This is a genomic window from Vibrio sp. RE86 (assembly GCF_013114545.1).
GTDB lineage: Bacteria > Pseudomonadota > Gammaproteobacteria > Enterobacterales > Vibrionaceae > Vibrio.
In genome coordinates, this window is the sequence record NZ_VTXI01000024.1 from 48,525 (window position 1) to 64,843 (window position 16,319).

18 protein-coding genes and 4 tRNA genes are annotated in these 16,319 nt (G+C 45.6%); 13 read left to right on the forward strand and 9 right to left on the reverse strand.

Going from position 1 to position 16,319, the window contains the following annotated elements; all coding sequences use genetic code 11:
• Positions 1–6 precede the first annotated feature (6 nt).
• Entirely contained in the window at positions 7–1,392 is a 1,386-nt protein-coding gene (gene cpxA / locus F0231_RS18270; protein ID WP_171761130.1) for an envelope stress sensor histidine kinase CpxA, read from the reverse strand.
• Positions 1,392–2,084 (reverse strand): response regulator, encoded by a 693-nt coding sequence (locus F0231_RS18275; protein ID WP_171761131.1) that lies wholly within the window; start codon positions 2,082–2,084, stop codon positions 1,392–1,394. Before F0231_RS18275 ends, cpxA begins: the two co-directional genes overlap by 1 nt.
• A 189-nt stretch (positions 2,085–2,273) precedes the next feature.
• Between F0231_RS18275 and F0231_RS18280 the strand changes: the two genes are divergently transcribed.
• The 3 genes from F0231_RS18280 to pfkA all read left to right on the forward strand — a co-directional run bounded on the left by F0231_RS18280 (position 2,274) and on the right by pfkA (position 5,027).
• Positions 2,274–2,777, forward strand: coding sequence for a CpxP family protein (locus F0231_RS18280; RefSeq protein ID WP_171761132.1), 504 nt, complete (start codon positions 2,274–2,276; stop codon positions 2,775–2,777).
• Positions 2,778–2,885: 108 nt separating this feature from the next.
• Positions 2,886–3,794: a CDF family cation-efflux transporter FieF gene (gene fieF / locus F0231_RS18285; RefSeq protein WP_171761133.1), complete on the forward strand. Its 909-nt coding sequence runs from the start codon at positions 2,886–2,888 to the stop codon at positions 3,792–3,794.
• Between the two features lie 270 nt (positions 3,795–4,064).
• Positions 4,065–5,027 carry a 6-phosphofructokinase gene (gene pfkA / locus F0231_RS18290; RefSeq protein ID WP_171761134.1) on the forward strand — a complete coding sequence of 321 codons (963 nt, stop codon included), beginning with the start codon at positions 4,065–4,067 and terminating at the stop codon, positions 5,025–5,027.
• Positions 5,028–5,110: 83 nt separating this feature from the next.
• On the opposite strand, the gene F0231_RS18295 is transcribed toward pfkA, so the two are convergent.
• From F0231_RS18295 to epmB, 4 genes are all read right to left on the reverse strand, one after another.
• Positions 5,111–6,436, reverse strand: coding sequence for an anaerobic C4-dicarboxylate transporter (locus tag F0231_RS18295; RefSeq protein ID WP_171761135.1), 1,326 nt, complete (start codon positions 6,434–6,436; stop codon positions 5,111–5,113).
• A gap of 173 nt (positions 6,437–6,609) precedes the next feature.
• On the reverse strand, positions 6,610–7,116 hold the full coding sequence (locus F0231_RS18300; RefSeq protein WP_171761136.1) for an MgtC/SapB family protein: 507 nt from the start codon (positions 7,114–7,116) through the stop codon (positions 6,610–6,612).
• Positions 7,117–7,192: 76 nt separating this feature from the next.
• The gene (locus F0231_RS18305) at positions 7,193–7,681 is read right to left on the reverse strand and encodes a type II secretion system protein (RefSeq protein ID WP_171761137.1); all 489 of its coding nucleotides are present in this window, start codon (positions 7,679–7,681) and stop codon (positions 7,193–7,195) included.
• A gap of 2 nt (positions 7,682–7,683) precedes the next feature.
• Complete coding sequence (gene epmB / locus F0231_RS18310; protein ID WP_171761138.1) at positions 7,684–8,706, reverse strand: EF-P beta-lysylation protein EpmB; 1,023 nt, start codon at positions 8,704–8,706, stop codon at positions 7,684–7,686.
• 32 nt (positions 8,707–8,738) lie between these two features.
• Here epmB and efp point away from each other — a divergent pair, with 32 nt between their 5' ends.
• The 3 genes from efp (at position 8,739) to rraA (ending at position 10,937) form a co-directional block, all read left to right on the forward strand.
• Positions 8,739–9,305 (forward strand): elongation factor P, encoded by a 567-nt coding sequence (gene efp / locus F0231_RS18315; protein ID WP_126575776.1) that lies wholly within the window; start codon positions 8,739–8,741, stop codon positions 9,303–9,305.
• A gap of 117 nt (positions 9,306–9,422) precedes the next feature.
• The gene (locus F0231_RS18320) at positions 9,423–10,340 is read left to right on the forward strand and encodes a 1,4-dihydroxy-2-naphthoate polyprenyltransferase (protein ID WP_171761139.1); all 918 of its coding nucleotides are present in this window, start codon (positions 9,423–9,425) and stop codon (positions 10,338–10,340) included.
• A gap of 75 nt (positions 10,341–10,415) precedes the next feature.
• Entirely contained in the window at positions 10,416–10,937 is a 522-nt protein-coding gene (gene rraA, locus F0231_RS18325; RefSeq protein ID WP_171761140.1) for a ribonuclease E activity regulator RraA, read from the forward strand.
• Between the two features lie 50 nt (positions 10,938–10,987).
• Here rraA and F0231_RS18330 read toward each other — a convergent pair whose 3' ends face one another.
• Both F0231_RS18330 and tpiA read right to left on the reverse strand, forming a co-directional pair.
• Positions 10,988–12,328 (reverse strand): MATE family efflux transporter, encoded by a 1,341-nt coding sequence (locus F0231_RS18330; RefSeq protein WP_171761141.1) that lies wholly within the window; start codon positions 12,326–12,328, stop codon positions 10,988–10,990.
• Between the two features lie 217 nt (positions 12,329–12,545).
• Positions 12,546–13,316: a triose-phosphate isomerase gene (gene tpiA, locus F0231_RS18335; protein ID WP_171761142.1), complete on the reverse strand. Its 771-nt coding sequence runs from the start codon at positions 13,314–13,316 to the stop codon at positions 12,546–12,548.
• Between the two features lie 273 nt (positions 13,317–13,589).
• On the opposite strand from tpiA, the gene F0231_RS18340 reads away from it, so the two are divergent.
• A complete protein-coding gene (locus tag F0231_RS18340; protein ID WP_171761143.1) occupies positions 13,590–13,937 on the forward strand; it encodes a 5-carboxymethyl-2-hydroxymuconate Delta-isomerase in 348 nt (115 codons plus the stop codon).
• Between the two features lie 53 nt (positions 13,938–13,990).
• Positions 13,991–14,416, forward strand: a complete 426-nt coding sequence (locus F0231_RS18345) for a DUF805 domain-containing protein (protein ID WP_171761144.1) — start codon at positions 13,991–13,993, stop codon at positions 14,414–14,416.
• A gap of 89 nt (positions 14,417–14,505) precedes the next feature.
• On the opposite strand, the gene coaA is transcribed toward F0231_RS18345, so the two are convergent.
• Complete coding sequence (gene coaA, locus F0231_RS18350; RefSeq protein WP_216612326.1) at positions 14,506–15,429, reverse strand: type I pantothenate kinase; 924 nt, start codon at positions 15,427–15,429, stop codon at positions 14,506–14,508.
• A gap of 206 nt (positions 15,430–15,635) precedes the next feature.
• Between coaA and F0231_RS18355 the strand changes: the two genes are divergently transcribed.
• From F0231_RS18355 to F0231_RS18375, 5 genes are all read left to right on the forward strand, one after another.
• Positions 15,636–15,711, forward strand: a tRNA-Thr gene (locus tag F0231_RS18355).
• A gap of 45 nt (positions 15,712–15,756) precedes the next feature.
• Positions 15,757–15,841 (forward strand) — tRNA-Tyr (locus F0231_RS18360).
• Between the two features lie 35 nt (positions 15,842–15,876).
• A tRNA-Gly gene (locus F0231_RS18365) sits at positions 15,877–15,951 on the forward strand.
• A gap of 12 nt (positions 15,952–15,963) precedes the next feature.
• A tRNA-Thr gene (locus F0231_RS18370) sits at positions 15,964–16,039 on the forward strand.
• 137 nt (positions 16,040–16,176) lie between these two features.
• Positions 16,177–16,319 (forward strand): GTP-binding protein (locus tag F0231_RS18375; protein ID WP_253817141.1); only part of this gene is annotated, 143 nt, incomplete at its 3' end.

Below are 16,319 nucleotides of genomic sequence, written 5' to 3' on the forward strand. Positions count from 1 at the left end.
GTATGGTTATTTATCATTGCTCAGTGGTAACGTGATTTCGACTCTTAATCCACCAAGCTTGCTACGTTTGGCTGTGATACTACCGCTATGTTGACGAATAGCACTGTCGGTAATTGTTAGACCTAGCCCTGTCCCACCACTGTGTCTGTCTCGGGCGGTTGAAACGCGATAGAACGGGCGGAAGATAGCCTCTAACTCATGATCAGGGACGCCTTCACCATTATCATCGACCGCGATCATTACTTGCTGGTGTGACTCAGTGAAAGTAACTTCGATTTGATCTTTACCGTAGTAAATGGCGTTGCGAACAATGTTATCCACGGCACTCATCAGTAGCTTTGGATTGCCAGAAATCACCCCTTCAGGAATCGAATTGAAGGTGAGGTTTTTTGCCATCTGCTCGGCTTCAAATTGCGCATCAGAAAGAATCGCTTCCCATAGGCTTGCCATAGGTTGTTCTTCTCGCGTTAGGTGGCTATCGACCTGCATACGAGAGAGCTCCAACAGCTCACCAATCATCTGCTCTAAACGTTGGGCTTCGGTATCAATTCGAGTCAGCTCTGGACTTTCACCTTGCTTACGAGTGGCTAGAGCATTTGCCATGCGTAAACGAGTTAAGGGAGAGCGTAATTCGTGAGAGATGTCCGACAGTAGCCGTTGCTGCCCTGAAATCATCTGATTCACCGCTTCGACCATTTGGTTAAAGCTTGCCCCTGCTTGACGGAACTCACTGGTACCTTTCTCTAACTCAGGGTCGACGACAAACTCTCCCTTGGCAACACGCTTCGCCGCACGTTCTAGTTTACGTGCAGGTTGGCTGAGTGCCCAAGCTAACCACAAGAGTAGCGGTGTGCTGACAAACATGACTGCAAACAAGAGTTGGAATGGTCGATCAAACATGCGCAGTAAAAACGGCGGTGGTTGGTTCCACTTCACGCCGACATAAAGCAGCAAATCTTCTTTGGCGAGTGTGACCGGAATCGGGCCTGCCACCATATAGTGTCCGTAAAGTTTTTGTTGCGGTTGGCCGGGCACCTCAACACTGGTGATGAAGTTTTGCAGTGCTCGATACTTGTAGTTTTTTCGGTCTTGAGTGGTGAGGATATTGCCATCCAAGTCGGTGACGAAAAAGCGAGGGCGAGGATCTTTTGGAGAGCGCTTTGGGCCTTCTAATCGATAAAGCACTTTGGCAAGGTTATCTTCATTTTGATACTTGCGTTCGATGTTGGACTTTAATTCCTGCAAGCGATCATAGTGATCAGCGGGAATGTCGCGTGCTTTTCTTGGATCAAGATGTGGCAAAGATAATACGGCAACCAGCACCAAAAACATCGTAAACCAAAAGATGGCAAAAATGCGGCCATACAAGCTAGTGATTTTCGGTAAGCGCATTAATCCTCCTCGACGAGAAGGTAACCACGACCACGAATGGTCTTAATACGCGATTTGCCATCATCACGTTCTGGAATTTTTTTGCGCAGATTCGAGACATGCATATCAATCGCACGGTCAAATGCCGCTAGACGTTTACCAAGGACATCAAGGCTTAGTGCTTCTTTGGTTATCGTCTCGCCTGGGTTTTGGATAAAGTGGCTCAGCAATGCAAATTCAGTTGAGGTGAGATCCATTAGTTCGCCTTGGCAATAGGCTTCTTGCTTACCTGGGTACACCTGAATGTCTTGGTATTCAATACAGTCTGAGTGTTTCGCGGGTTTAGTGTTGTTGCTTGCTGTGCGACGCAGAATAGCGCGGATGCGTGCCAGTAACTCACGATCGCTAAAAGGTTTAGGTAAGTAGTCGTCAGCACCGAGTTCTAGCCCGATCACTCGATCAATCTCTTCACCTTTGGCGGTTAACATCAATACAGGTGTTTCCCATGATTCTCTCAGGCGTTTTAGTGTCTCCATGCCGTTGAGTTTTGGCATCATCACATCGAGCAGAATCAGGTCAATGTCGTCAGTTAATAGTTCAAGTCCCTCTTCACCATTGTTTGCCTCTGAAACATCAAACCCCTCAAACGACAGCACTTCCTTTAGAAGGCTCGTCAACTCGGTGTCATCATCAATCAATAGAATATGTGGCATAACAAAAGTCTCTACGCAATTTGGTTACCGTTATATTACTGCTAATTGAACCAGAGATTTAGCGTCAATGTTGCTCTTTACGATTCTTTACGCTCTCTAGACGTCACTTTACATAGCAGGTCGTATTCTATACTCAAGCGCTGCAGAGAACCGCAGCACAATCCAATAGATTAAGTGAAAGGTATGATTATGAAATTAGCAAAGAAATTAGTATTGGCGGCTGTGGTAGTTCCTCTAACTCTTGGTACAGCAAGTGCTTTTGCATTCGGTGGGAAAGACGGTAAGAAAGGCGGTCACGGCGAGTGTGGCGGTGGTTTCAACCATAAAGTTCTGCGCAAGCTTGACCTAACGGATGCACAAAAAGATCAGCTTAAAGAGATGCGTGAAGCGGGCAAGGCAGAAATGAAGGCAAACTTTAAAGAGAACTTCGAAGCTCGCCATGCTGAAATGCAAGCGCAAAAAGCGAAAGTGCAAGAGCTAGTGCTAGCGGATAACTTTGACCAAGCAGCCGCAAACGAGCTGGCAAAAGCGATGGTAGAAAAACAAACTGAGCGTAAAGTGAAGATGCTAGAGAAGCAGCACCAAATGCTAAGTATTTTGACTCCTGAGCAAAAAGAGAAATTTGTAGAGCTTTCTCAAGAGCGTGCTGACAAGTGTGCAGAAAAGATGCAAAAGCGTTTAGCTGACAAGTAAAAAATCAATCTCTAGTAAGGCGGCCAAATGGTCGCCTTTTTTGTGTCATTTTTATTCAATCTCAGAGGCGTTATACTAAAAGCGTGTTTGAAAAATAAAGCGATATCAATGAAACAGGAATACGCACGTCTGGTAACGATGGCGGCATGGACCGCGACATTAGTGGCGACTCTTCTACTGGTTGTGAAGGTGGGAGCTTGGTGGGTCACTGGCTCGGTCAGCTTGCTGGCTTCTTTGATTGATTCCATGCTCGATATTGCTGCGTCCTTGGTCAATCTTGTTGTGGTTCGCTATTCACTGCAACCTGCCGATAGAGAGCACACCTTTGGGCACGGGAAAGCAGAATCTTTAGCGGCCTTAGCGCAGGCAATGTTTATCTCAGGTTCTGCGGTCTTCCTGATTCTAAATGGTGTTGAGCGTTACTTTAGACCTCACGATCTGCAGTCACCAGAATACGGTGTTTACGTGAGTTTGTTTGCTATCGCGGTTACCTACGCACTCGTTCGATTTCAAAAGCACGTCGTCAAGAAAACGGGCAGCCAAGCTATTGCTGCAGACTCTTTGCACTATCAATCTGACCTCTACATGAATGCGGCGATTATGTTAGCCCTTGGTCTGAGCTGGTTTGGTATTACCCAAGCAGACGCGGTGTTTGCCGTTGGCATTGGTGTCTATATTTTGTATAGCGCGTTTAAAATGGTGCAAGAAGCGACACAAACTCTACTTGATAGAAAACTTCCAGACAGTGAGTTGAAAGTGATTCGAGAGACGTGCTTAAAAGTCGAAGGGGTGTTAGGTGTGCACCAGCTTCGTACGCGAATGTCTGGGCCAACACGTTTTATTCAACTGCATCTAGAATTGGAAGATAATATGCGTTTAATTGAGGCGCATCGAATCTCTGATGAAGTGGAAGACAATCTACTTGAGTTGTTCCCGGATTCCGATGTACTGATCCATCAAGATCCTTATTCGGTCGTCTTAGGCGCTGAGAAAGTACAGAAGTCTCAAGATTGGTAAGGGAAAGCTACGACAAATCGCAACTTATTGACTATCTTTTCAACGTTGTGACTTTTAACTGTGATCCTGACGTGTATCAATTAAGTGAATTCGCAAAGCTGTAATACTCTTACATAAGTAGAAAAGTTACATAATTTCGTGCAAATAAAAGTAGTATTCCTTGTTAGGAAAGGTAACATATTGCGCAGTTATAGGAATTAAGTGGGTGAGTTTCTTTGAAACTTGCTGACGTAAAAATTGAAATAAGATTCCCAAAAATCGAGGGTGAGCATGATTAAAAAGATCGGTGTTTTGACAAGTGGTGGTGATGCACCAGGTATGAACGCAGCAGTGCGTGGTGTTGTTCGTACAGCACTTTCTAAAGGTCTAGAAGTGTACGGTGTATTTGACGGTTACTTAGGTCTTTACGAAGATCGCATCAAGAAACTTGATCGTTCAAGCGTATCTGACGTGATCAACCGAGGCGGTACTTTCCTTGGCTCGGCACGTTTCCCAGAGTTCAAAGAAGTTGAAGTTCGCCAGAAAGCGATCGAAAACCTGAAGAAGCACGGCATCGAAGCGCTAGTGGTTGTTGGTGGTGACGGTTCTTACATGGGCGCACTTAAACTGACTGAAATGGGCTACCCATGTATCGGTCTACCGGGCACTATCGATAACGATATCGCAGGTACTGACTACACTATCGGTTATCTAACTGCACTGAACACAGTTATCGATAACATCGACCGTCTGCGTGACACGTCTTCTTCTCACCAGCGTATCTCTATCGTTGAGATCATGGGCCGTCACTGTGGTGATCTAACTCTTATGTCAGCAATCGCTGGTGGTTGTGAGTACATCATTACTCCAGAAACGGGTCTAGACAAAGAGAAGCTGATTGGCAATATCCAAGATGGCATCGCTAAAGGTAAAAAGCACGCGATCATCGCTCTGACTGAACTTATGATGGACGCGAACGAACTCGCGAAAGAGATTGAAACTGCAACAGGTCGTGAAACTCGTGCAACGGTTCTTGGTCACATCCAACGTGGTGGTCGTCCAACAGCCTTTGACCGTGTCCTAGCATCTCGCATGGGTAACTACGCTGTTCACCTACTTCTAGAAGGTCAAGGTGGTCGTTGTGTTGGTATCCAGAAAGAACAGCTGGTTCACCACGATATCATCGAATGTATTAACGAGATGCAAAACCCTTCTCGTGATGATCTATTCAAGGTTGCAGAAGAGTTGTTCTAAGCACTCATCTAGATTAGACATTAAAAAGCCAGTTGGTCACCCAACTGGCTTTTTTCGTTTTGGTTGGTGTTATGTGCTTAGTGTTAATTGACCATCATGGTTGAGAGAACATAACCAACAGTTGTAGCGGTAATCACACCAATAAAACCAGGTAGCAAGAAACTATGGTTTAGTACGTACTTACCGATTTGAGTGGTCCCAGAGCGGTCGAAAGTAATGGCCGCGAGATCACTTGGGTAGAATGGGAAGAAGAAGTACGCATAACACGCCGGTAATACACCAATAAGCACAGGAGCAGGAATTCCCATCGCAAACCCTAGCGGTAGCATGATGGTAAGCACTGCTGCTTGGCTTTTTAAGAATACCGACACAACAAACATGGCAATGGCGAACGTCCATGGGTGCGCGGCAACTAAATCACTGACAAGACTGATCAAGTAAGGCTTATGGAAGCCAATGATGGTGTCACTCATCCAAGCGATACCAAAAATGATGATGACCGCTGTCATGCCCGCAATAAAGACATTACTATGAACAATCTTTTTCGGTTCAACCTTGGTCGTCAACAAAATCAACGCACCCACCGAGAGCATCAAGAACTGAATGGCTACCGACATCTTCACGCCTTCCGGCAGTAGGCCTAAATCTTTACCAAACATCGCGACAAAGATAACTGTTGCGATACCAGCAAGGAAGATAGTTAACCCTTTCTTAGCGATGCCTTCGTGCGCCTGATCTTCTTCGTCATCGCTGGTTGCATCAATAAGCTGTGCCTTGAACTCAGGATCTTGGCAACGTTCAATAAAGGCTTGGTCTTGATCCAGCTCTTTACCGCGTTTTAGGCTCCAAAGACAGCCAACGAGTACACCAATAAGCGTTGCAGGAATGGTCACTAGCAAGACGTTGACCAAGCCAATGTCTAGGCTGTTGTCAGCCGCTGTTGCCATCACGACTGCCGCTGCAGCTGCGATAGGGCTGGCGGTGATACCCATTTGTGATGCCACTGTTGCCATAGCCATAGGACGCTCTGGACGAATGCCTTTCTTGTAAGCGACATCGTAAATCACAGGCAATAGAGGGTAAACGGAATGGCCTGTACCAACAAGTACTGTTAAAGAGTAGGTACACAATGGACCAAGGAAGACGATTTGGCTTGGGTGTTTACGTAAAAGACGCTCCGCAAACTTAACCAGTAGCTTGAGGCCTCCGGTTGCTTCGAGTGTTGCAGAGGCCGCGACAACCGCAAGAATGATCAGCATGACGCTGATAGGCGGCGATCCTGGCGCGATACCAAAGACAAACGCTAGAACCGATACGCCTAGACCACCGAGTAAACCAAAAGCAATGCCTCCGTGACGAATACCAATAAAGATCACCGTCAGCAGTAGGAGCATATGTACGTAGAACATAATCAAACCCCACAAGGTAGTTAAGATGCTGATTATGTTAACCAAAGTGGTCGATTTTAAACGTGATAGCTCAATGGTATCTTGTTAATCTCGTAGCCTATCGACCGCTTCTTTGCTCCGCATCAAGAAGCGGGTTTGTATCTCTTATCGGTGTTTCAAATTCGCCGAATGGATCATGGTTTTGTACGAGATATTTTTCGGCTTTGAAACTTTTGATGCACGCCACGGCGCAGTGATTTAATGCGATTCTCTGCTTTGTCGACGCCCAGCAATACCGTTAAGGTCAACACAGTAATCACGACCGATTGTTGCAGGTAGCCTAAGCCAATCATCATACCTAACGCTGCAAGCACCCAAATGACTGCCGCTGACGTCACCCCATGAATTTTGCCATCAAGCGTCATCATCACACCGGCACCTAAAAAGCCCACGCCAGTGATGATCTGGCCAAGAACACGGGCTTGGTCAAGTGTGTTAGGTGATAGTGATACTGCCATCGACATAAAGAAGTATGTACCAGAAATGACCAGTATAGAGGTGCGAATCCCAACAGGTTTACCCCGTGTCTGACGTTCGACACCAACTAAAATGCCATTAATGGCGCAGCAAAGTAGGGCAGCCCAACTGAAAGGGCCAAGATCGAGAAGTTGTTCGATAGTAAGTTGCGTATTTGGTTGCATCGTGACCTCCAAAACGTCGGAGTATGCAGATAATAGACCGTGCTATCGAACAAAAGATTTTTGTCTTGAGGATAAATTAACAGCCGTCAGTAGTGAGAATATAGCTAGGGGGAGCAGTTGATGTTGCTTCATTATAGGTTAGGAAACAACGCTCACGTAAAGTGCGGCGGCTTCTTGGCATAAAGTTGATGATACTGTCTCCTGCATCGTCATTGTTGAAGTACCAGTCAGCGTTATCATTGCCCCAAGTACTGTCTTCAATGTTGGCTTCGAGAATGCGTGACCAGGCGTTAGCATTGTCTGCGCGCGCATAACCAAATGCGATGGCGACGGTCTCACCTTCAACGATGACAGAAGAACTTGCAACGGTATCTAACCCTTGAACAGAGCTAACACCGATCAACTGGTCATTCGCTCCTTGCATTGCCCCGAGGAAACCTTGAAGGGCGGAGATGCGGGCATCGGTTTGTAGATCAATGAATCTTGGTAGTGCCGTGACAGCAAGAATGCCAAGAATGACGATGACGATGACCAGTTCAATGAGGGTAAAGCCTTTAGTTTTCATAATTATTCTAAGTGTAAATCCAATGGGGTCTTGCTGGTTCTGCCACCAATTTCACGAGTCAGCTTAGGCACTAAGTAGCCAGATACCTTTGCCATCACTCCGGCCATGATCTGTTTTGCTTGCTGGTCAGAAATGTAGAAGTGAGTGGCGCCTTGTACTTTATCGAGTACGTGTAAGTAATAGGGTAGGACGCCAGCATCAAACAGGGCTTGGCTTAGTGCTATCTGAGCCTCGACGCTGTCGTTGACATCTTTTAGCATAACTCCCTGATTTAGAAGAGTAACACCAATACTTCTTAGCTTCGCCAAACTATCTCGCAATTCTTGATTGATCTCTTGAGCGTGATTGATATGCGTGACCAAAATGGCTTGAAGACGTGTTGTTTGAAGCAGTTCAACCAGCTCGTCAGTAATGCGCGCAGGAATAACGACGGGCAATCTAGAATGAATGCGTAGGCGCTTTACATGAGGAATATCGGCAATGTGATCAACTAACCAGCGAAGTTCGTCATCTTTGGCCATTAAAGGATCGCCGCCAGACAAAATGATCTCATCGATCTCTGGGTGCTCTGCAACGTAATCTAGGCTTTGACGCCAAGTAGACTTGGAGCCTTTGTTTTCATCGTATGGAAAGTGGCGACGGAAACAATAGCGACAGTTGATCGCACAGCCGCCTTTTACAATCATCAAAGCGCGATTGTGATACTTGTGGAGCAAACCTGGAATGGCATTGTTTTGCTCTTCCAGTGGATCGTTACTGTAGCCTGAGTGTACCTCGAACTCTTCACTTAGCGGCAAAACCTGTCGTAAAAGAGGATCGTAAGGATTGCCTTTTTCCATTCGATCGACAAAACTTTGCGGAACACGCTGTGCAAAAAGTTTGCGAGCTTCAAATCCGTTTTGCCAAGGTGAAGGATCAATTTCAAGTTGTTCCAGCAGTTTTGCAGGATCCGAGATCCCATTCGCTAGCTGTTTGAGCCAGTTTTGCTCAACAGAAACAACTTTTCGGGTTATGATGTGCGGCATTGAATTTAGCTCTAAGAATGTAAGAGGAAAAAATGGCTACTGTTAGCACCAATGAATTTAAAGGCGGTCTAAAACTAATGCTTGATAGCGAGCCTTGCGTTATCTTGGAAAACGAATACGTTAAACCAGGTAAAGGCCAAGCATTCAACCGCGTAAAAATTCGTAAACTTCTTTCTGGTAAAGTGCTAGAGAAAACCTTTAAGTCTGGTGAATCTTTTGAAGTTGCAGACGTAATGGATACCGACCTAGATTATCTATATAACGACGGCGAATTCTACCACTTTATGAACAATGAAACATTTGAACAGATTGCTGCAGATGCTAAAGCGGTCGGTGACAATGCAAAATGGTTGGTAGAAAACAACACGTGTATGCTGACACTTTGGAACGATAATCCAATTGCCGTTACGCCACCAAACTTCGTTGAGCTAGAAGTAACAGATACTGATCCTGGCCTAAAAGGTGATACTCAGGGTACAGGTGGTAAACCAGCAACACTTTCAACTGGCGCAGTTGTTCGTGTTCCACTATTCATCTCAATTGGCGAAGTGATCAAAGTTGACACTCGTACAGGTGAATACGTAGGTCGCGTAAAATAAGCTCGACTTGAGTCAAGTTTTAGAAAAAGGTCACTTCGGTGGCCTTTTTTTGTTTTTCACCGCATGTATTGATGTGCCACAATTTTACTTTGGCCTTAGGTAACTACACTACTATCCATGAAACAGTCCCTTAGAATTTGGCTTGATGCCGCTCGCCCCAAAACTTTGCCTTTGGCATTAGTTTCTATCTTAACCGGTAGTGTGTTGGCGTACTCTACTCATCAGTTCTCTATTGTTGTCGCTGTATTAGCTTTTTTAACCGCGACGCTGCTGCAGATCTTATCTAACTTAGCCAATGATTATGGCGATGCAGTGAAAGGAACAGACAATGACAAACGTCTTGGTCCTATGCGCGCCATTCAGTCAGGTGCTGTGACGCAAAAAGATATGAAGCTTGCGATGATCATCAACGTCGTGTTGACCATGATTTCAGGTCTGGTTTTGGTCATGTATGCGCTAGAAAGCTTACAGAGTATTCTGGCATTTATCGGTTTAGGCGTTTTGGCGATTGTCGCGGCGATTGCTTATACGGTTGGCAATAAACCCTATGGCTATGTAGGCCTTGGCGATATTTCGGTGTTTATCTTCTTTGGTTTATTGGGTGTCGCGGGGACGTACTTTCTCCACACTGGGATTGTCGCGCCGTTGTTGATCCTACCCGCTGTTGGCTGTGGCTTGCTGGCGGTGGCGGTACTGAATATCAATAATATGCGTGATATTGAAAACGATGAAGAGTGCGGTAAGAAAACCGTTGCGGTGCGCTTGGGGCAACGACGAGCGAAACACTATCACTTCGTTTTGTTAGCGGGTGCAGTGCTCGCATTTGCGGCTTATCTTATTCACCAACCTGCGCCTATCTGGATCTGCTTGCCATTCTTACTGAGCCTCTTGGTGACATTCAAACATGGTAAAGCTGTGTGGCAAGCACAAGAGCCTGCACAGATTGCGCCGATGATGCCAGTCATAGTGAAATGCTCTATGGTGACTAACCTGCTGTTTGCTGGAGTGGTTATAGCTCAAACTCTGGTCAGTTAAATGATGCATGTCATTGCATTGACTTAATGACACTTTATACTCGAATGAGAAACCAACGGTATGGGAAGGGAAACTATGGAATACAATACTTCTGCCTTGTGTGATATCTACTTAGAACAGGTGGATGTTGTCGAACCTATGTTCAGCAATTTTGGTGGCAGCGCTTCGTTTGCAGGCCAAATCACGACCGTAAAGTGTTTTGAAGATAATGGCTTGATTCGCGAAATCTTAGAACAGGATGGTTTGGGTCGAGTATTGCTTATTGATGGTGGTGGCTCACTGAGACGTGCACTCATTGATGCTGAATTGGCTTCCCTTGCTGAAGAGAACGAATGGGAAGGCATTGTCGCCTACGGCTGTGTTCGTGAAGTCGATGAACTTGAAGATATGAGCATTGGCATTCAAGCGCTTGCATCCATTCCTGTTGGGGCAACCAATCAAGGTGTGGGTGAAGTCGATGTGCCCGTTAACTTTGGCGGCGTGACTTTCCTACCAGAGGATTACCTCTACGCGGACAACACTGGGGTCATCCTTTCTCAAGAGCCTCTCGATGTTGACCTTGAAGTCGATGATGATGAAATCGTCGTGACGGATTAAGCACTATTAATCAAAAACACCGACTCAGAGTCGGTGTTTTGCGTTTTATATTAGGCTGAGTTTAAATGCTCTGCTCTCAGTTTAACGGCGTAAAGATAGCCTAATGTCCCACCGATGATGTTGCCAATGGCAATACCAACGAACAACCCTTCAATGTCATACAGCTGACTGCCGAGCCATGCGCATGGCAGTGTAAAAGCAAACAGGCGCATAAAGCTCCATAGGAACGCTTTCATCGGTTGGTGTAGTGCGTTCAACCCTGATATCAGCATCATCATCACGCCTTGAAATCCGTAACTGAACGGCACAACAAGTAAATAGTGCCAAAGCAGATCTTTTACCGCTTGTTCTTGAGAGAAAAGTGCCGCTAGTGGAATGCTCAGTGGCACCATCAAAATGAAGATACCTAATTGAAACACCATGGAAAAACGCATACTTAGGAACATCCCAGCAAAACTGCGTGCTGGGTTATTTGCGCCCATGTTTTGCGCGATAAATGGGGTTAAAGTCGAGGTAAGCGACATCAACACCAATATGAGAATGGATTCGACTCGTTGCGCGGCACCGTAAGCGGCGACGGCTGCAGTGCCATGGCTTGACAATAGCATCATTAACAATGCACCTGATAGCGGTGTAAGTGCATTGGATAGAGCGGCAGGTGTGCCAATCTTTAATATTTGTTGCCAGTCACCAACAATTGTTTTGGTGCAGGGTAGGGCAAGAAGCTTTTCTCGTTTCGCCAAAACATACAATGAGCCAACGAGCGCTCCAAACCAACTGAATGCACTCGCAATGGCAGCACCTTGAATGCCTAATTCTGGGAACGGACCATAACCAAAGATAAGCAATGGGTCGAGTACACCATTGATTAACCCTGCTAGCATCATGATTTTGGCTGGCGTTTTCGTATCGCCTGTTGCGCGAATCGCAGCATTGCCCGCCATTGGAATAACCAACAATGGTATCGACAGGTACCAGATATCCATGTACTGATGGATCAAGGGCAATAAAGATTCATCGGCGCCAAGCAGACGGAACAGTGGCTCGATGGTGGTTAAGCCGAGTGAGGATGCAAGCACAACAAGCGCGACCGCAAGCACTAAACCGTGAGTAGAGAATCGAGCAGCACCTTGAGACTGCCCTTGCCCAAGCAAGCGTCCAATATTGGCGGATAGTCCCATGCCAATCCCCATCGTGATGCAATTTACCGCGAATGTAACAGGAAAAGTAAAACTCACCGCTGCGAGGGCATCGGTACCAAGTAAGGATATAAAGAAGGTATCCACGAGGTTAAACATCAAAATAGCGACCATGCCAAAGGTCATGGGCACTGTCATTTGACGAAGAACTAGGGGAATGGGCGCGGTTAATAGCCCGTGTTTATCCTGCATTGGCAACAACTGAGTAAATGAGGGAGTGCGTAGGATACTTGATTGATGTGTGAGACACAAAAAAGGCCAGCAAAAGCTGACCTTAGTCTATTGTTTTTTCAATTAGTTGATGTTGTAGCTAGGCGACAATCGAGCGAAGCCCTTGAGCATAGGTTCCCTATGTGATTGGGTGAGCGAGAGTCGTCAACAACGCTACGGCATCAAATAAGTAGAAAAATTATGCTTTAGCTGCAGCCGCTGCCTTAGCAATTGCTACGAAGCTCTTAGCATCTAGAGATGCACCACCAACTAGAGCACCGTCGATGTCTGGTTGTGAGAAGTAAGCTTCAGCGTTTTCTGGTTTAACAGAACCACCGTACTGGATGATTACTTGCTCAGCAACTGCTGCGCTTTTCTCTGCGATTAGAGCACGGATAGAAGCGTGGATACGCTGTGCGTCTTCAGCTGTTGCTGCTTTACCAGTACCGATAGCCCAGATTGGTTCGTAAGCGATGATTGCGTCGTTTAGAGCTTCAACACCGTAAGCGTCGATTACTGCGTTGATTTGACGTGCACATACTGCTTCAGTTTCGCCCGCTTCGTTTTGAGCTTCAGATTCACCGATACAGAAAACAGGCTTCAGGCCGTTCTCTTTTAGGAAGTTGAATTTCTTAGCGATGAACTCGTCAGATTCGGCGTGGTATTCACGACGCTCTGAGTGACCGATGATGATGTGAGTAGCACCGAAATCTTTTAGCATCTCTGGAGACATGTCGCCAGTGAATGCACCGCTGTTGTTTAGGTCAGTGTTTTGTGCACCTAGGATAACTTTGTTACCGCCTTCAGCAATAACTTGCTCAGCTAGGTTGATGTAAAGTGCTGGTGGAGCTACAGCTACGTCAACACCTTCAACGCCTTCAAGCTCAGCGTTAATACCAGTAAGCAGCTCTTTAACCATTGCTTTGCTGCCGTTAAGTTTCCAGTTACCCATCACTACAGGACGACGCATAGGAATATCTCCGTATTTAATCAGTTAATGTAAAAAATCTTCGTAAGAATATAACAGATAAAATTGACCAGATCATGATTACCGTCATGTCTTAACGGGTTATGCTTGATTGGTTGGAGCAGTCATTTCGCACAGATATGCTTTTATTCTTAGCATTATCAGTGATCCACGGAGCAGATTGGTATTAACCTGCTCGGAATTCAGCATAGAAGTTGTTAATAGTGGTGTTCAACTATTCTTTATTTTGAAACTCACTTACATTTAGGGACAGCTATGCCAAACCTAGTCATGGAATACTCCAATTCTGTCGATGAGCGTGTCAATGTTCAGGGTCTATTGGAAGACTTACACCAAGTAGCGCTGCAATGCGGTTTGTTTGACGTTAATTCGGTTAAGTCACGATCACTGCGTTTCCACAACTGGTTGATCGGTGATGAGGGTGATAGCGTCGATTTTATCCATATCAAGTTCGACTTATTGAAAGGGCGGACAGATGAGCAAAAGCGAGATTTGTCTCGTCAATTGATGGAAGTCTTGCAGGAACAAGCAGGCCATGTACGTAGCTTAACGGTTGATATGCGTGATATGGATACTGAGTGTTTTCAAAAGGTTGTTAACTAAACGGTAGGCGGCCTGATTTTAATTTTTGAGCAATAATTTTTAGGTAATTAAGGATGTCGATTAAAGAGCTTCTATTTTCTTTCCAAGGCCGAATTGGACGAAAAGTCTATTGGATCTGGAATGCAGTTTACTACTTGCTGATTGTCGGTTTTGCAATGGGAATGAACGTGATATTCCCATCAATGGCCCATCTGATTTTACCCGTGTTTCTGATTGTGGTTTTGGTTCCGGACTTAGCGATTACAGCAAAAAGATGGCATGACCGTGGAAAGTCGAGCTGGTGGCTACTCCTTAATATTCCTCTCGTAATTGGCCGTATGACGGTACCAGTAGGCGATCCGAGTATGGCGACGGAAACAACGATGCTTCAAGCGGTAAGCTCATTCGCAGCGCTGCTTTGTGGTGCTTGGATTCTAATTGAGTGTGGTTTCTTGAAAGGAACAGATGGCGAAAACCAATATGGGCCTGAGCCAAAATAACTTGCTCGTCCCTCCTTCTCGGGGATGACCGTTAATAAAAAAGAAAGGGTTGGCATCAGTGCCAACCCTTTTAATTTTCCGGCTGCTCGCTATTTACGAACAAACACTTCTTCGACTTTATGGCTCGCCCCTTTTTTAAGTATCAAATGAGCTCGGCCTTTTGTTGGCAGTATATTCACGTCTAGGTTCACACCATTGATCGATTGCCAAATGCTATGGGCTTTGTCGATCGCTTGCGGTTCATTAAGTTGAGTGTAGTGACTAAAGTACGAACCAGGCTTAGTAAATGCCCCTTGTCGGAATTTAAGGAAACGCTCGACATACCATTGCTCAATAACATCACTTTCAGCATCAACATAAAGTGAAAAATCGAGGAAGTCAGAAACGAACACGCGATGAGGGTCGTGAGGGTAGTCCATGCCGCTTTGTAAAACGTTTAACCCTTCAATGATCAATACATCGGGTCTGTCGACGACTTTGACTTCTTCCGTAATGTCGTAAGTGATATGTGAATAAACAGGTACTTCTAAGTTCGGCTTTGCTGCCTTCACATCCGATACAAACTGCACAAGGCGTTTGATGTCGTAAGACTCGGGAAAGCCCTTCTTATGCATGATGCCGCGCTCATCGAGCACCTTTTTCGGGTAGAGAAAACCGTCGGTGGTGACTAACTCGACTTTAGAGTGATTATCCCAACGTGAAAGTAGCGCCTTGAGTAATCGCGCTGTCGTGCTCTTACCCACAGCAACACTGCCAGCTATCCCAATAATAAATGGGGGAGCGGTTTCTTGATTGCCTAAAAAGTTGTTTAGAACAGAATTACGATTCTGTCTTGCTGCAATATATAAGTTAAGAAGACGAGCAAGCGGAAGATAAATTTCTTCTACTTCATCCATGGTCAGGCTTTCATTAACGCCTTGCAGCTCGACCAGATCGGTCTCGGATAACATCATTGGTACTGAGTTACGTAACTCTGCCCATTGCTGACGGTTAAAAGAGAGATACGGGGTCATAGTCTTCCTAACTTGGTTTTTATGATAGAGCAGCGAAAATACAACAACCGCTAAATATTGCAAATGACAGACACGACATAAGCAGCTTTTATAAAAGGAATTGCGTGAATTTTCAGCAAACAAGAAGAAAGTTAGTAAAAACTGAGTTTTTTTTAAATTTGCTATTGCAAGGTAGAAAATCATTCAATAGAATGCGCACCACTTATGCCGACTTAGCTCAGTAGGTAGAGCAACTGACTTGTAATCAGTAGGTCACCAGTTCGATTCCGGTAGTCGGCACCATTTTCACTTTGCCTAGGGCAATGATGACGAAAATGGAAGTAATTTGGAGGGGTTCCCGAGTGGCCAAAGGGATCAGACTGTAAATCTGCTGGCACTGCCTTCGATGGTTCGAATCCGTCCCCCTCCACCATATTCTTAAGGAAATAGCTCACAGAGTTACGTGTTGCGGGCATCGTATAATGGCTATTACCTCAGCCTTCCAAGCTGATGATGCGGGTTCGATTCCCGCTGCCCGCTCCACTCAATAGTGATGCTGATATAGCTCAGGCGGTAGAGCGCATCCTTGGTAAGGATGAGGTCCCCAGTTCGACTCTGGGTATCAGCACCAGCTCTCAAGCACACTTTTCCTTTTGATACTTTCTCTCGACTAAACTACGTTTAGTGATTGAAGGTAATTTAATCACCAATACTTTTTGGTTGCGTGGTCATCAAAGCCACCTAAATCCGTACCTAGAGGGACAACTCATGTCTAAAGAAAAATTTGAACGTACGAAACCGCACGTAAACGTTGGTACTATCGGCCACGTTGACCACGGTAAAACAACTCTAACTGCTGCAATCTGTACTACTCTTTCAAAAGTGTACGGCGGTGAAGCGAAAGACTTCGC

Excerpts from the sequence above, each read along its gene's own strand:
- cpxA (WP_171761130.1), bottom strand. The coding sequence starts at position 1,392 with ATGCGCTTACCGAAAATCACTAGCTTGTATGGCCGCATTTTTGCCATC.
- F0231_RS18275 (WP_171761131.1), bottom strand. The coding sequence starts at position 2,084 with ATGCCACATATTCTATTGATTGATGATGACACCGAGTTGACGAGCCTT.
- F0231_RS18280 (WP_171761132.1), top strand. The coding sequence starts at position 2,274 with ATGAAATTAGCAAAGAAATTAGTATTGGCGGCTGTGGTAGTTCCTCTA.
- fieF (WP_171761133.1), top strand. The coding sequence starts at position 2,886 with ATGAAACAGGAATACGCACGTCTGGTAACGATGGCGGCATGGACCGCG.
- pfkA (WP_171761134.1), top strand. The coding sequence starts at position 4,065 with ATGATTAAAAAGATCGGTGTTTTGACAAGTGGTGGTGATGCACCAGGT.
- F0231_RS18295 (WP_171761135.1), bottom strand. The coding sequence starts at position 6,436 with ATGTTCTACGTACATATGCTCCTACTGCTGACGGTGATCTTTATTGGT.
- F0231_RS18300 (WP_171761136.1), bottom strand. The coding sequence starts at position 7,116 with ATGCAACCAAATACGCAACTTACTATCGAACAACTTCTCGATCTTGGC.
- F0231_RS18305 (WP_171761137.1), bottom strand. The coding sequence starts at position 7,681 with ATGAAAACTAAAGGCTTTACCCTCATTGAACTGGTCATCGTCATCGTC.
- epmB (WP_171761138.1), bottom strand. The coding sequence starts at position 8,706 with ATGCCGCACATCATAACCCGAAAAGTTGTTTCTGTTGAGCAAAACTGG.
- efp (WP_126575776.1), top strand. The coding sequence starts at position 8,739 with ATGGCTACTGTTAGCACCAATGAATTTAAAGGCGGTCTAAAACTAATG.
- F0231_RS18320 (WP_171761139.1), top strand. The coding sequence starts at position 9,423 with ATGAAACAGTCCCTTAGAATTTGGCTTGATGCCGCTCGCCCCAAAACT.
- rraA (WP_171761140.1), top strand. The coding sequence starts at position 10,416 with ATGGAATACAATACTTCTGCCTTGTGTGATATCTACTTAGAACAGGTG.
- F0231_RS18330 (WP_171761141.1), bottom strand. The coding sequence starts at position 12,328 with ATGCAGGATAAACACGGGCTATTAACCGCGCCCATTCCCCTAGTTCTT.
- tpiA (WP_171761142.1), bottom strand. The coding sequence starts at position 13,316 with ATGCGTCGTCCTGTAGTGATGGGTAACTGGAAACTTAACGGCAGCAAA.
- F0231_RS18340 (WP_171761143.1), top strand. The coding sequence starts at position 13,590 with ATGCCAAACCTAGTCATGGAATACTCCAATTCTGTCGATGAGCGTGTC.
- F0231_RS18345 (WP_171761144.1), top strand. The coding sequence starts at position 13,991 with ATGTCGATTAAAGAGCTTCTATTTTCTTTCCAAGGCCGAATTGGACGA.
- coaA (WP_216612326.1), bottom strand. The coding sequence starts at position 15,429 with ATGACCCCGTATCTCTCTTTTAACCGTCAGCAATGGGCAGAGTTACGT.